This window comes from Bacillus sp. TH25 (genome assembly GCF_016650935.1).
Taxonomy (GTDB): domain Bacteria; phylum Bacillota; class Bacilli; order Bacillales; family Bacillaceae_G; genus Bacillus_A; species Bacillus_A mycoides.
In genome coordinates this window covers 763,791-778,700 of record NZ_JAEKEU010000009.1, presented here as the reverse complement: position 1 = coordinate 778,700, position 14,910 = coordinate 763,791, and the positions used below count along the sequence as shown (strand labels likewise).

16 protein-coding genes are annotated in these 14,910 nt (G+C 36.3%); 14 read left to right on the top strand and 2 right to left on the bottom strand.

Annotated features, from left to right (window positions below; translation table 11 throughout):
* Positions 1-52 precede the first annotated feature (52 nt).
* Positions 53-1,066, top strand: a complete 1,014-nt coding sequence (locus JFT89_RS08555; RefSeq protein WP_002150004.1) for a LacI family DNA-binding transcriptional regulator — start codon at positions 53-55, stop codon at positions 1,064-1,066.
* A 39-nt stretch (positions 1,067-1,105) separates the two neighbouring features.
* Here the strand turns inward: JFT89_RS08555 and yhfH are convergent, their stop codons facing one another.
* On the bottom strand, positions 1,106-1,234 hold the full coding sequence (yhfH, locus tag JFT89_RS08550) for a protein YhfH (RefSeq protein WP_000567010.1): 129 nt from the start codon (positions 1,232-1,234) through the stop codon (positions 1,106-1,108).
* Positions 1,235-1,437: 203 nt separating this feature from the next.
* Between yhfH and JFT89_RS08545 the strand changes: the two genes are divergently transcribed.
* The 10 genes from JFT89_RS08545 (at position 1,438) to JFT89_RS08500 (ending at position 11,101) form a co-directional block, all read left to right on the top strand.
* A complete protein-coding gene (locus JFT89_RS08545) occupies positions 1,438-2,172 on the top strand; it encodes an MBL fold metallo-hydrolase (RefSeq protein WP_201039753.1) in 735 nt (244 codons plus the stop codon).
* Between the two features lie 9 nt (positions 2,173-2,181).
* Positions 2,182-3,171, top strand: a complete 990-nt coding sequence (gene lplA / locus JFT89_RS08540) for a lipoate--protein ligase (RefSeq protein WP_002150002.1) — start codon at positions 2,182-2,184, stop codon at positions 3,169-3,171.
* A 146-nt stretch (positions 3,172-3,317) separates the two neighbouring features.
* A complete protein-coding gene (locus JFT89_RS08535; RefSeq protein ID WP_033706513.1) occupies positions 3,318-3,743 on the top strand; it encodes a hypothetical protein in 426 nt (141 codons plus the stop codon).
* A gap of 176 nt (positions 3,744-3,919) precedes the next feature.
* Entirely contained in the window at positions 3,920-5,452 is a 1,533-nt protein-coding gene (locus tag JFT89_RS08530) for a fatty acid--CoA ligase family protein (protein WP_002064160.1), read from the top strand.
* Between the two features lie 185 nt (positions 5,453-5,637).
* Complete coding sequence (locus JFT89_RS08525; RefSeq protein ID WP_201039752.1) at positions 5,638-5,889, top strand: hypothetical protein; 252 nt, start codon at positions 5,638-5,640, stop codon at positions 5,887-5,889.
* A 114-nt stretch (positions 5,890-6,003) separates the two neighbouring features.
* Positions 6,004-7,008 carry an S-layer homology domain-containing protein gene (locus JFT89_RS08520; protein WP_201040014.1) on the top strand — a complete coding sequence of 335 codons (1,005 nt, stop codon included), beginning with the start codon at positions 6,004-6,006 and terminating at the stop codon, positions 7,006-7,008.
* 233 nt (positions 7,009-7,241) lie between these two features.
* Positions 7,242-8,297 carry a sulfate ABC transporter substrate-binding protein gene (locus JFT89_RS08515; RefSeq protein WP_016094578.1) on the top strand — a complete coding sequence of 352 codons (1,056 nt, stop codon included), beginning with the start codon at positions 7,242-7,244 and terminating at the stop codon, positions 8,295-8,297.
* 21 nt (positions 8,298-8,318) lie between these two features.
* On the top strand, positions 8,319-9,146 hold the full coding sequence (gene cysT, locus JFT89_RS08510; protein ID WP_016094577.1) for a sulfate ABC transporter permease subunit CysT: 828 nt from the start codon (positions 8,319-8,321) through the stop codon (positions 9,144-9,146).
* Positions 9,147-9,157: 11 nt separating this feature from the next.
* The gene (cysW, locus tag JFT89_RS08505) at positions 9,158-10,015 is read left to right on the top strand and encodes a sulfate ABC transporter permease subunit CysW (protein WP_002064165.1); all 858 of its coding nucleotides are present in this window, start codon (positions 9,158-9,160) and stop codon (positions 10,013-10,015) included.
* A 12-nt stretch (positions 10,016-10,027) separates the two neighbouring features.
* Positions 10,028-11,101 (top strand): sulfate/molybdate ABC transporter ATP-binding protein, encoded by a 1,074-nt coding sequence (locus JFT89_RS08500; protein WP_016094576.1) that lies wholly within the window; start codon positions 10,028-10,030, stop codon positions 11,099-11,101.
* Positions 11,102-11,334: 233 nt separating this feature from the next.
* Here JFT89_RS08500 and JFT89_RS08495 read toward each other — a convergent pair whose 3' ends face one another.
* Positions 11,335-11,526 (bottom strand): TetR family transcriptional regulator, encoded by a 192-nt coding sequence (locus JFT89_RS08495; RefSeq protein ID WP_201039751.1) that lies wholly within the window; start codon positions 11,524-11,526, stop codon positions 11,335-11,337.
* A 34-nt stretch (positions 11,527-11,560) separates the two neighbouring features.
* Between JFT89_RS08495 and JFT89_RS08490 the strand changes: the two genes are divergently transcribed.
* The 3 genes from JFT89_RS08490 to JFT89_RS08480 all read left to right on the top strand — a co-directional run bounded on the left by JFT89_RS08490 (position 11,561) and on the right by JFT89_RS08480 (position 14,874).
* Positions 11,561-12,667, top strand: coding sequence for a metallophosphoesterase (locus JFT89_RS08490; protein ID WP_201039750.1), 1,107 nt, complete (start codon positions 11,561-11,563; stop codon positions 12,665-12,667).
* Between the two features lie 133 nt (positions 12,668-12,800).
* Positions 12,801-13,778, top strand: coding sequence for an HD domain-containing protein (locus tag JFT89_RS08485; protein ID WP_002064177.1), 978 nt, complete (start codon positions 12,801-12,803; stop codon positions 13,776-13,778).
* A 484-nt stretch (positions 13,779-14,262) separates the two neighbouring features.
* A complete protein-coding gene (locus tag JFT89_RS08480) occupies positions 14,263-14,874 on the top strand; it encodes a hypothetical protein (RefSeq protein WP_002064178.1) in 612 nt (203 codons plus the stop codon).
* The last annotated feature ends 36 nt before the right edge of the window (positions 14,875-14,910 follow it).

The window sequence follows — 14,910 nt, the reverse complement described above, 5'->3', positions numbered from 1 at the left end:
ATACTATATAATCAGGATAAGAAAACGTTTTCATGCAAAGGGGGAAAATTTCGTGTCGACTATCGAGGACGTGGCGAAATTAGCGGGGTTATCAAGGACAACGGTTTCTAGGGTGATCAATAATCATCCATATGTTTCAGATGAGAAGAAAAAAAGGGTTCAATTAGCAATGAAGCATTTAGGCTTCGTTCCTAATTCTGCGGCGAGAAGGCTTCGTAAACAAAAAACAGAAACAATTGCGGTGCTTGTTCCAAGGATTACAAATCCTTTTTTTAGTAGATTTATTGAAGCAATCGAGATTGCTGCTTCTGAACATAAATATAAACTGATTATTTGTCAAACAAGATATTTACCGGAAAAAGAGATGGAGTATTTACAATTATTATCTACGAAACAAGTAGATGGGATTATTCTATGTTCACTAGAAAATCCATGGGAGAATGTGGAGCCATACTTGCAACACGGTCCAATCGTGTTATGTAATGAATATATTGAGGAAGCAAATGTTCCAACAGTGAAGTTCGATCATGCGCAAGGTGCATACATAGCTGCCAATCATGTATTAGAACAAGGATATCGTAATCTTATTTTTTGCCGTGGTAACGAAACCAAAGTTGTTAGCCAACAGCGAAAAATGGGCTTTTTACGCGCTATTACTGAAAAGAGTAGAGAAGTGGAAGCGATAGATTTTCTTGAAAACGCTTTCTCGTGGGATGATGGAAAACGAATATTCCATGAAGTATTAAAGGACAAAAAAAATCCTACCGCGATTTTGGCAGGAGGCGACGAGGTTGCAGCTGGAATTATTTCAGAGGCGAAACGCCATAATTGGAGTATTCCAGATGATCTCGCTGTTATCGGTTTTGATAATCAAATTTTATCACAGATTACAGAGCCAGGTATTACGACAATTGAACAACCAATTGATGAAATGGCCCGAAAAGTTGTCGACTTAATGATGGATAAAATCCATACGAAAAATTATCGACAAAAAGAATTGTATGAGTTTGAACTGGAGCTCTTGGTGAAAGGTTCAACGATGAAGGATAAGATGTTATTAGCCTAGTAGACTATGTCTGCTAGGTTTTTTTATGTTCACAAACTACTATTCTTCGTGAACGCAATCGTCACATTTGTTATGGTATGCTTCGTGCTGCTCATCAATTTCTTTCCCGCAGTGTGCACAAGTTTTCGTCGGTAAATTTCTGAAAAACTCCATTGGTTGATCAATCATGTCAATCCCTCCATTTCCATTTCTTACTATCATTGTATTAGTACAAAAAACAAAAGTCAACAACTGTTTTATAACAAAATTGAAAATTAATGAAAAAGTTTAGGAAATGGATTATAGTTAACAATGTAGGATGTAAGTAAAAAACTTTCTCAAGTACGGAGAAAAACGGCATTCCTACTCGGTTTTAGAAAGGATGGATACATATGAAAATGACTGTTGTCGGCTTTTGGGGCGGCTTTCCAGAAGCGGGAGAAGCAACGTCGGGGTATTTGTTTGAACACGATGGTTTTCGTTTACTTGTAGACTGTGGTAGTGGTGTACTAGCACAGCTTCAAAAATATATAACACCATCTCATATAGATGCAGTTGTATTGTCGCACTATCATCACGATCATGTTGCAGACATTGGGGTATTGCAATATGCGAGATTAATTACGAGTGCGACTAAGGGACAACTACCGGAGTTACCAATATATAGTCATTCGTTTGATGAGAATGGATTTAATTCTTTAACGCATGCACCGCATACGAAAGGAATCGCGTACAATCCAGAAGAAACACTTCAAATTGGACCATTCTCCATTTCATTCTTAAAAACTGTTCATCCTGTTACATGCTTTGCGATGCGTATTACAGCTGGCGATGATGTTGTTGTATACAGTGCAGATTCAAGCTATATTCCTGAATTTATTCCGTTCACAAAAGATGCTAATCTTTTCATTTGTGAATGTAATATGTATGCACATCAAGAGGCTGCGAAAGCAGGGCATATGAATAGTACAGAAGTAGCAAGTATTGCGAAAACTGCGAATGTAAAAGAGCTTTTATTAACTCACTTACCGCATACAGGCAATCCATCTGATTTAGTAACAGAAGCAAAACAAATTTTCAGCGGCCATATTACGCTAGCGCATAGTGGCTACGTATGGAACTCATGAGGTGATACGATGTTATTTATTGATAATAAAGGGATTACAGATCCTACGATAAACTTAGCGATTGAAGAATATTGTGTGAAGAATTTAGATATTAACGAAACATATTTACTGTTCTACATTAATGAACCTTCGATTATTATTGGTAAAAACCAAAACACAGTAGAAGAAATTAATGCAGATTACGTAAAAGAACAAGGTATTCATGTCGTTCGTCGTCTATCAGGCGGAGGCGCAGTATATCATGATTTAGGAAACTTAAACTTCAGCTTTATTACGAAAGATGATGGAGATAGTTTCAGCAACTTTAAAAAATTCACAGAACCTGTAACGAAAGCGCTTGGTAAACTAGGTGTAAATGCAGAACTAAGTGGTCGTAACGACATTTTAGCTGAAGGTAGAAAAATTTCAGGTAACGCGCAGTTCTCAACGAAAGGTCGTATGTTTAGTCACGGTACGTTACTATTTGACTCTGAAATCGATCACGTTGTATCAGCACTAAAAGTAAAAATGGATAAGATTCAATCAAAAGGAATTAAATCAATCCGTAGCCGCGTTGCGAATATTACAGAGTTCCTAAACGAAAAAATGACGACAGAAGAGTTTAGACAACTTCTTCTAGAAACAATTTTCGAAGGTGAAACAGAAATTCCAACGTACGAATTAACAGAAGATGATTGGAAAGAAATCCATAAACTTTCTGAAGAGCGCTACCGTAATTGGGACTGGAACTACGGGAAATCTCCGAAGTTCAACTTACAACATTCACACCGTTTCCCAGTTGGACAAGTTGACGTTCGTCTTGAAGTGAAAAAAGGAACAGTAACAGAATGTAAAATTTATGGTGACTTCTTCGGTTCACTAGATGTTCATGACATTGAAGAGCGTCTAACAGGCGTACAATTTGATAAAGATACATTCACTGTAGCTTTAGAAGGTGTAGATATCGCGCGCTACTTCGGTAATATTACAACAGAAGATTTCTTGCATTTATTCTTCTAAAAGAAGAAGCCATCCCAAAATATCTTTTGGGATGGCTTTTTTTATTATGAATTCATTTACCGTTAAAAGCGTCCCTAAAAACATCTACTAGCAGGACATTCTTTTATTATAAAGGAAGTATATATAATTAAAGGAGGGTGATCGAAATGAAAAGGATAATACACTTTATATTATTGATCAGCTTCGTTATAGGGATGACAGCTTGTAACGATGAAACTTCTTCAAACCGTACGACTTTGTCTATGGGAAAGCCAGCGAAGGATAATGTCATATATTATAAGCATACAAATAACAAACAAAAAATAAATGATATACAAACTATGTTTCAAAATAAGAAATGGAAAAGAAATGAAACGTTTAGTAGCGTTAATAAAACGCCAGATGTTGTCTTGTCGATAGATGAAGACAATAAGGGATTACCGACACTATATGTTACAGTCTACTTGCATGAAAATGGAGCGGACGCTCTCAATTTGTATGGAGAGTATACGGCTTTAAATAAAGAGGAAGTTGAAAAACTTAGAGAGAAGATGAGTGCATATTATCCTAAAATGATTTTAGCTATAGTTTAACTATATGTTTGTACCTGTTTTTTCACATATAATTCTCGTATCTTACTAAAGTATTCTGGAAGAAAGTGGTTTATGTATATTCGATTAATAGAATATCACTTGCTACTTTAATTTTCTTTTAATATAATTAATTTAGAATTTTTAAATATTCTAAATTTTATAAAGGTGGGATTTGTGTGAATCTCGTTCAATCTTTGGCTGAAACGGCAAAAAATAAGGGGGATAAACCGGCATACATATTTATGGATCAGTCGGTCTCGTATGACCAATTAAACAAAATGGTCACTAGGTTTTCTAGCAATTTAGCAAAAATGGGCATTGGAAAAGGGGACAATGTCGCATTAGCTGTAGGCAATTCACCACATTTTTTAGTCGGTTTATACGGAACGATGAAAGCTGGAGCAACTGTCATTCCGATTAATCCAATTTATACAGCAGACGAAATACATTACATATTACAAAATGGAGATGTAAAAACAATCATCGTACTCGACGTCCTTCTACCTGTTATACAATCTCTTACAACAAGACTTCCTTCACTTGAAAATATCATCATATGCGAAACCTCATCAGATTTTAACCATACAGAAACTGAAAAAATGAAAACGTTTACTAGTTTTATAGGAACTGGAGATGTAACTTACGAAGGTCCTGAACTAGATGAAGAAGATGTAGCTGTTATTTTATACACTTCAGGTACAACTGGAAAGCCAAAAGGCGCTATGTTAACACATAAAAATTTATATAGTAATGCTAGCGATGTGGCGTCGTATTTACAATATACTGCGGACGATCGCGTCGTTGCGGCACTGCCGATGTTCCATGTGTTCTGTTTAACTGTTGCGGTAAATGCGCCGATTGTGAACGGGGCAACAATTTTAATGTTACCGAAGTTTAGTCCGAAAGAAGTATTCCGTATTTGTCGTACGTATGAACCAACGATTTTTGCGGGTGTACCGACCATGTATAATTACTTATATTTATTTGAAGAAGCGAGCGCAGAAGATGTGAAGACACTTCGCCTTTGTATTTCAGGCGGTGCATCGATGCCTGTTGCGCTTCTGAAAAACTTTGAACAACGTTTTGACGTTATCGTTTCAGAAGGATACGGTTTATCAGAAGCATCACCAGTTACTTGTTTTAACCCGTTAGACCGTCCTCGTAAACCAGGATCTATTGGCACGAATATTTGGCACGTAGAAAATAAAATTGTGAACGAACTTGGGGAAGAAGTACCTGTTGGTGCAGTTGGGGAGTTAATTGTTCGCGGACCTAACGTTATGAAGGGTTACTATAATGCGCCAGAAGATACTGCGGCGACAATTAAAGATGGCTGGCTATATACAGGAGACTTAGCGAAAATGGATGAAGAAGGTTACTTCTATATCGTCGATCGCAAAAAAGATATTGTTTTAGTTGGCGGTTATAACGTATATCCTCGTGAAGTGGAGGAAGTATTATACACTCACGATTCGGTAGCTGAAGTTGTCGTAATCGGTGTTCCTGATGAAAACTTAGGAGAAGCAGTGCGAGCTTACGTCGTTCTGAAGCAAACAAGCGTAACAGAAGAAGAGCTTATGCATTACTGCACGTTACATTTAGCGAAATATAAAGTGCCAATGAGCATTGAGTTTTTAACAGAATTGCCGAAGAATACAACGGGTAAATTGTTACGAAGAGCTTTGAGAGAGAAGGCATTACAAGTATAAAAATAAAGATATCCATCTCTATGATTACATGTTTAGAGATGGATATTTTTTTGTCCTGCAAAAGCTCGATTGGTCTGGATGGACAAAATCCCTACTCATTAAAGTTTCACTTTATTTTTTAGAATTGGTTAAGCTATAAGCCCATATATTTAAACCGTAATATGACTAATAAGGAGGAGATATGTATGGAGCAGAAGGAATTACGCTTACGGAAAGTACAATATCTTATTTGTGACATTATGGATGAAATGAATATGGAGAATGAAAAGAAGACCTTAGAAACATTGCAAAAGGTAATTGATCACCTTTCAGGGGCAATTGGGGATTTAGTGGATCCATCGGGTACGTATTCATTAGACTATTTAGAGAGAAAAGTGCATACTGCTCATTATTTATTGTTTAAAAATGATCGGAAAGCATATTTATGTAATAAATAGGTAGTATTCGTTTAATTTTTTATTTGACATTGATAATCATTATCAATATGATAGTTATGTTAGGTATATTCATATAAAGGGAGATGTCATATTGATAATGATTAAGAAAAATATATTAATGCATTCGTTATAGCCGCAACTTTAGCAGTTCCACTAAGTGGTTTCAATGCGCCAATTGCAAAAGCAGATGTGATTGAAATGAAGGCAGCTAGTAAACTTGCAGATGGTACATATGACGTTATTTTAAAAACTTATAAAGATCAAACGAATGAAACATCTGTTGCTTCTACGTATTTAAAAAATGCAAAAGTAACAATTCAAGGTGACAAAAAAATTGTTACGTTAACAGTTCAAGATAGTAGCTATTTCCAGTATCTTAAAGTAGAAGATACTAATAAATTAGGGACATTCCATGATGTGAAAGTGATCTCTGAAGATAAAACAAATAATGGTACGAAAGTTGTTCAATTTGAAATCGATGAGTTCTCGAAAAAATATAATATGCAAATGCATATATTAATTCCAGCAATTAAATATGATCATAAATATCAAGTGCAGTTTGAAATCGATGCGAGTGCAATTGAAAAGAAATCTAAGTTCTCAGATGTACCGACTTGGGCACAAGAGTCAGTTCAATATTTAGTAGACAAAGAGGCAGTACACGGTAAGCCAGATGGTACATTTGCACCAGCTGAAAATATCGATCGTGGTTCAGCAGCAAAAATATTAGCTACTGTTTTAGGGTTAGAAATTAATAAAGATGCGAAGCCATCATTCCGCGATGCTCAAAATCATTGGGCTACACCTTACATCGCAGCAGTTGAAAAAACTGGTATTGTAAAAGGTGATGAGCAGGGTAACTTCAATCCGAGTGGACTAATTAACCGTGCATCAATGGCTACTATGCTAGTAAATGCATATAAATTAGAAAGAAATGAAAATATTAAATTACCAAAAGAATTTGCGGACTTAAAAAATCATTGGGGCGCGAAGTATGCCAATATTTTAATCCAAGAAAATATTTCAGTTGGAACAGATAATGGTTGGGCTCCAGATAAAGCGGTAAGCCGCGCCGAAGCAGCTCAATTTATTGCGAAGACAGATAAGTTAAAGAAATAAATCGAAACTAAAATCAGTGGGATTCCATTCCCGCTGATTTTTAGCTTGTATGAAGTTTCTTATATAATAATTCCAAATTCCAAGTTGACACATGTGAATTACGGAATTAAAATGGAAAGAAATCAAACAGAATACAATAGAAGCTCATCAGAGAAACTGAAGGCGCACAACGTTCACTTTTGTGAGTAGATTGTGTGCCTTTTTCTATTGTACAAACTAAGGGGGCTTTATATATGAAACAGTGGAGTAAGACAGCATTAATGAAAAGTACAGGTGTTTTATTATCAGCATTTGCCCTTTTGTCAGGGTGTGGTTCGGCAACATCCACTAACAATTCTGAAGGAAGTGCAGATAAGAAGACAGTCGAAATTTTAAATGTTTCATATGATCCAACGCGTGAGTTATATCAAGATTTCAATAAAGATTTTGCGAAGTATTGGAAAGAGAAACATGGTCAGACAGTAAATGTAAAACAGTCACATGGGGGATCGGGAAGTCAGGCTCGTTCTGTTATCGATGGTTTAGAGGCTGATGTTGTAACACTAGCGCTCGCATATGATATTGACGCAATTAGTAAGAAGAAACAATTAGCAGAAGATTGGCAGAAGCGACTTGCGGATAATTCAACTCCTTACACATCGACAATTGTATTTCTTGTGCGAAAAGGAAATCCGAAAGGAATTAAAGATTGGGATGATTTAACGAAAAAAGGTGTGTCTGTTATTACACCAAATCCGAAAACATCTGGAGGAGCACGTTGGAACTATTTAGGTGCATGGGGATACGCACTGAAGAAATATAACAATAGTGAAGATAAAGCGAAAGAGTTTGTCGGCCAAATTTATAAAAACGTAGAAGTGCTTGATTCTGGTGCACGCGGGGCAACGACGACTTTCGTTGAAAAAGGAATTGGTGATGTGTTAATCGCTTGGGAAAATGAAGCGTTATTATCCCAAAAAGAACTTGGAAAAGATAAATTCGAAATTGTAACGCCTTCAATTAGTATACTAGCAGAACCACCAGTAGCTGTTGTAGATAAAGTAGTTGATAAAAAAGGAACGAGAAAAGTAGCAGAAGGGTATCTTGAATATTTGTATTCAGAAAAAGGGCAAGAAATTGCAGCGAAAAACTTTTATCGCCCTCGTAATGAAAAAGTAGCAGAAAAGTACGCATCACAATTTCCGAAAGTTCAATTATTTACAGTTGATGAACTATTTGGAGGATGGAAAAAAGCACAAGAAAAGCATTTTAATGATGGCGGCGTATTCGATCAAATGTATAAAAAATAAGGGGGGATGAGGTGACGTTATATGAGGAAGAAGCGTGTCTTACCAGGGTTTGGATTATCTCTTGGATTTACAATGCTGTATATGAGCTTATTCGTACTTATACCACTTTCTATCGTATTTATTCAAACTTCGCAGCTAGGCTGGAAGAAGTTTGCTGGGGTTATAACGAGTGAGCGTGTGTTGCATTCCTATCAAGTAAGTTTTACAACTTCACTTGCAGCGGCAATCGTAAATGCCATTTTTGGTTTATTAATTGCTTGGGTACTCGTTCGCTACACATTTCCAGGGAAACGGTTATTAGACGGACTAATCGATTTACCATTCGCTCTTCCGACTGCTGTAGCTGGTATTACACTTACGACGCTTTATGCGGAAAATGGCTGGGTTGGAAAAATATTTAGTGTGTTTCATATAAAAGTAGCTTTTACCCAGCTCGGAATTATTGTGGCGCTTACGTTTATTGGCTTACCCTTTGTCGTTCGAATGGTGCAACCAGTGCTGCAAAGTATTGATAAAGAAGTAGAAGAAGCAGCTTCTAGTTTAGGGGCGTCACGTTTCCAAATATTTGTGAAAATCATTTTGCCCGAAATATTTCCAGCTCTACTTGCTGGTTTTTCACTCGCCTTTGCGCGGGCATTAGGGGAATATGGATCTGTCGTGTTCATTGCTGGTAATATGCCGATGAAAACAGAAATCGCACCGCTTATGATTATGACGAAACTAGAACAATATGATTATGCAGGCGCAACAGCGGTAGCGGCTGTGATGCTTATTATTTCTCTCCTTTTCCTACTATTTATTAATATGATTCAAACTTGGAGCAGAAGGCATGAACTGAAAAGTGAATAGGAGGGGAGAAAATGGAACCAACATTATTAGAAAAGAAAATAGTAAAAAGCGTATCAGCTAAAAAAGAATCTAAGTTTGTACCCATTCTATTCATTACGATAACAATTTTATTTTTATCTCTCTTTCTATTACTGCCGCTCGTGACAATTTTTATGAAAGCATTCGAACGAGGAATTGATGTATATATTGCCGCCGTGACAGATCAAGAAGCATTTTCAGCAATCAGGTTAACACTTCTCGTTGCATTAATTGTTGTACCGCTGAATACGATATTCGGAATAGCAGCAGCTTGGCTTATTACGAAGTTTCAGTTTAAAGGAAAGCAAGTATTATTATCTCTTATTGAACTGCCGTTTGCTGTATCGCCAGTCATTGCAGGATTGGTATTTGTTTTACTTTTTACACCGAGGGCAGCTCTTGGCGGTTGGTTACTGGAACACGGGATAAAACTCATTTTCTCTGTTCCAGGTATTATCATTGCGACGATATTTGTTACGTTTCCGTTCGTTGCGCGTGAATTAATCCCAGTTATGCAAGCGCAAGGGAAAAGTGAAGAAGAAGCAGCTCTATCACTTGGCGCAAGCGGCTGGAAAATGTTTTGGCACGTCACATTGCCAAATATAAAATGGGGTCTATTATACGGCATGATTTTATGTAATGCCCGGGCCATTGGTGAATTCGGCGCCGTTTCCGTTGTATCTGGTCACGTGCGCGGCATGACAAATACAATGCCGCTTCATATTGAAATTTTGTACAATGAATATCAATTTTCAGCAGCGTTTGCTGTGGCGACTTTAATGTCACTCATCGCAGTTTTTACGCTCGTTATAAAAAACTGGATTGAATGGAGAATGGAAAAACGACAATAAGGGGTGAATGCGGTGAGTATTCAAATTCAAAATGTATCAAAACAATATGGTACATTTCAAGCGCTGACAGACATTCAGTTGGATATTCCAAAAGGAGAACTTGTTGCCCTATTAGGCCCGTCAGGTTCTGGAAAAACGACGTTATTACGAATTATTGCAGGGCTAGAAGAAGCGGATGGAGGCTCCATTTCATTTGATGGGGAAGATTTAACTGATATTCACGTGAAAAACCGGCAAGTCGGTTTCGTCTTCCAGCACTATGCACTTTTTAAACATATGAATGTATTTGAAAATGTCGCTTTCGGTTTAAAAGTAAGAAAGAAAAATGTAAGACCGTCAGCTGAAGTAATAAAAGAAAAAGTAACAGAACTATTGAAACTAGTAAAAATGGATGGTTTTGCAAAACGATATCCAGCGCAATTATCTGGCGGACAACGACAGCGTATCGCACTAGCACGGGCACTTGCAGTCGAGCCGAAAATTTTATTGCTAGACGAACCATTTGGTGCACTTGATGCGAAAGTGCGGAAAGAATTACGAAGATGGCTCCGGAAACTACATGACGAATTTCAAATTACGAGCGTATTCGTAACGCATGACCAAGAAGAAGCGTTAGACGTTGCGGACCGCATCGTTGTAATGAATGAAGGGCGCATTGAACAAATGGGAACGCCGGAAGAAGTGTATGAAAAACCGGCAAGTCCGTTCGTATACGACTTTTTAGGAAACGTGAATTTATTCCACGGCCGCGTTCATAAAGGTAAGCTAAATGTAGGATCGGTGGAACTAGAAGCACCAGAGCATAAGCACGTTTCAAACGTAGACGGAGTGGGATACGTAAGACCACATCATCTATCAATCTCTCGTACGAAACAAAGTGTAGATGCAATTCCAGCGAAAGTATCATACTCTCACGCAGTTGGCCCTGTCGTATATGTAGAATTGAAGCGCGACGGAACAGATGAGTATTTAGAAGCGGAAATTAGTAAAGAACAGTTTAGACAGCTTAACATTCAAGATGGTGATTTTGTATACGTACAGCCGAAAGAAGTGAAGGTGTTTATTCCGGAGGATTTTGTGATTTAAAGAAAAACGAACCGCCATCTAAGTGGCGGTTTGTTTTTTTATTTTTTCTCTGTTCATAGTAGGGCATTTTACCGATGAATATTATATAGTATCTTTACGTTCGGAAAAAACAAGTATTTGCTTGTTATGCGGAAGAACGTATTATCGGTTAAAATAAAAATCCGCAAAACATGGAGTTTCCGCGTTGAGAATGAAAATGCATCCAAATTATTGAGTGCATTTTTTCATAACCTTTATATATTCCGCCTCATCAATTCCCCAACCTGCGTCGCAACATATTCGATATCATTATCAATTTCGTCTAACACGTAAGATTCCAAAATCCCCATTACAGCAGTTCCTAAAAATTTTAAAACGATGTGCTTATCAATGTTTTTATTGTGAAGATTGCTGTGCTTAATATTTACGTTATAAGTGCATAACAAGATATAATAGAAGAAATCAATAAGGAGGCTAGCAGTGAAAAATTTTCGTTATCTCAATATATTCACTATTTTAATTGTATACACACTACTTATGTTTTACATTGGCTGGAACGGCTGGGTTTGGCTTCATGCGGTATTGGGCTGGGAATCTTGGGGATATTACGCTTTCGTAGTTGGCTTCATTTCATATGCGTATATTCTCGTGCAAGTGTTTAAATTCCTTCCTTTCCTGCGAACTGTCGGTTCAATTTGGTTTGCGGTTATACAATATGCGCTCATGTTATTGCCATTAGCCGATATTGCAGTCTTCTTTTTACAGTTTTCTATAGAGAAAGACACGGCAATTATTTGGACAGGGGCAGTCACTTTACTCGTATTTTTCTTTATCTTCGCATACGGGGTATTTAATGCGTATAGCCCGGTTGTAAGAAAGTATGATGTACATATACCGAAAAAGGTAGAAGGACGTAAAAGTTTACGTATTGCGATGGCTTCTGATATGCATTTCGGTAAACTGTCTGGAGTTGCTCATTTAAAGAGACTTGTCCACCATGTAAATGAAATGAAACCAGATATTATTTTACTGCCTGGTGATATTATAGATGATCATCCAGGTGTGTTCATTCAAAAAAATATGGGTCCAATCATGAAACAGATGAAAGCTCCATTAGGCGTATATGGTGTGTTAGGAAACCATGAATATTACGGCCGAGCTGTTCCGGAGTTTTTACAAGAGATGGATAAGATTGATATTCGTATTCTTTTAGATGAAGTCATTACAATTGAAGATGATTTTTATCTCGTTGGAAGAAGAGATAAAACAGAGCGTGATCGTCAAAGTTTTGAAAATCTAATGAGTACGGTAGATAAATCGCTTCCTGTTATCGCAATGGATCACCAACCATTTGAATTAAAACAAGCAGCGGATGCCGGCGTTGATTTACTATTATCCGGTCACACGCACCGCGGACAAATGGCGCCGAATCATATTGTGACGAGAAGAATGTACGAATTAGACTGGGGATACGCACAAAAAGGTGCATTTCACGCGATTGTTTCTTCTGGATTCGGATTTTGGGGACCACCGCTTAGACTTGGAAGTAGATCTGAGATTGTGCAGGTGGAAGTTACGTTTGAATAGGTATGTGAAATAGAGAGCTGAGTGCTCTCTATTTTTTAATTTAAAGGCACAAAATATTCGAGTGAAGTTCTTTATTTACTCTCTGAAAAAAGAGATACTATAAGAAGACTCTGCTTGAAAAGGGGGATTATAAGTGATCATATCAGATGTTATATACGGTGAGTTTAAAGTAGATAAAGTGTTAGAAGAATTAATTTTAAGTAAACATGTGCAAAGGCTGAAAGGGGTTCATCAGGCCGGAGCAAGTTACTTAATGAACGAGAAATGGAATGTAACACGTTTTGATCATTCAGTTGGTGCTATGTTGTTAATTAAAAAGCTTGGTGGTTCAGTAGAAGAACAGATTGCTGGTTTACTGCATGACGTATCGCATACTGCTTTTTCTCATGTGATTGATTATGTTTTTGATAACGAAAATGAAAGTTATCATGAAGAAATATTTAGTGCTGTCGTTAAAAACTCGGAAATTCCGGCGATTCTTTCAAAACATGGTTATAACTATGAAGATATTTTGTTAGATGATTCGAAGTGGACGTTACTGGAAAGATCCGCACCAGAATTATGTGCAGACCGAGTGGATTACACATTGAGAGATATGTATACATATGGATATGTTTCTTTAGAAGAAGCTCAAAATTTTTTAGAAGATTTGATTGCAGTGAATGGAAAAATGGTTCTTCAAAATATCGAGATTGCTGAATGGTTTACGAAGACGTATTACAAAGAAGTAATCGATTTCTTTATGAAACCAAGTAATATTTATGGAAACGATATGTTAGCTAAAACGTTAAAATTAGCCCTTCATAAAAAGATAATCCATCCAGATGATTTTCTTCTTGAAGATCATGAGCTTATTACGAAATTGCAGCTATGTAAAGATCAAGAAGTAGATGCTTTATTAAGAAAAGTTCATCCAAGTATAGAAGTAAAAGAAGATAGAAATGAGTATGATCTACATCAGAAAAATAAAGTGCGTCTTATTGATCCTCCATTACTTCGTGAAGGTGAAGTTATTCGATCGTCTGTTGTATCGGAAAAAATAAGACAGATGAGCGATATCGCTTATGAAAAGGCGATAAGAGGGATGTATGTGAAAGTGATTTCTAATTAGTTTATTTGTAATAGGAAAAGGTGTCATCAATTATGATGACACCTTTTCGCTTTAAAGGGTTGTTCGTATGGAAATGTGTTACATTTTTACGATACTACTTTATTTTACCAGACAAATGCCTTTTATGGTAAAAAACAAAACTTGTAAAGTTTTCCAACAAAAATAATTTGTGAAAAAAGTACTAATTTTTAATGTGACAAAAATAATATATTTTTCAATAATCTCTTTAGAATCTTTCGTTCTTTATATATGGATTGTTATATTTTTTAAGGTAATTTAAAGTTTTTTGTCGTTTTTTGTTGTTATTTTTATATTATGATAAATATAATGTTCGGAATCAGCCATTATAACAGAAAAATTTTTAAAAACCAGAATTGAATCGTATCGCTTATTTTAATATAATTTATTTGTTAATTAATAACATATTTAGGGTATGATTCTTTATTGCGGCGAGAATTCTTTTTAACATAGGGGGATTTACAGAATGGTTAAAACGGCAAAACCTGAAATGATGGATGAATTAAAAGAAGCGGTTTACAAATTCTTTCCGAAAAATATTGTGAAAGAAGAAGGATTGTACGAGGAGTCCAAAGAACATAAAAGGTTTGTAGCCTTAAAAGAGAGCTTTATAAAAAACGAAAGCTCTCAAAAGGAAGTTTTGTCTTTAATCGAGTCAACATTTTGTGATTATCACGTGTCAGACTATACAGATTTAAACCTATATAATTGTCTAGAATATAATGTGTTACTAAATGGAAAAGAACCGATGTTAAATGATGATATTGATTGGATAAGAAAATCAAGAGGCGAGCGCCTTGATTTAGGGGTTTTTGTTAGCTTACTTGATAAATATTATTATTACTACGTATTAAAAACAACATATGATGAAGATGTAAGGGAATGGACTTTTGAAACAATCGATGTAGAAATGGATACCATTTGTGAATTTGAAAAACTAATGAATACAAAAGGATTTGTAAGAGTAGAAAGAGAGGTTGCTAGAACTGCAATTCCTGATATAGAAACGGAATGTTTACGTATGGGGGAAGTTAACGTATTCCACGCTTTATTCACGGATTCTGTTAGTGAAATATAGGTTTTAAATTATTAAAAAGGTTGTGTAGAAAATAGC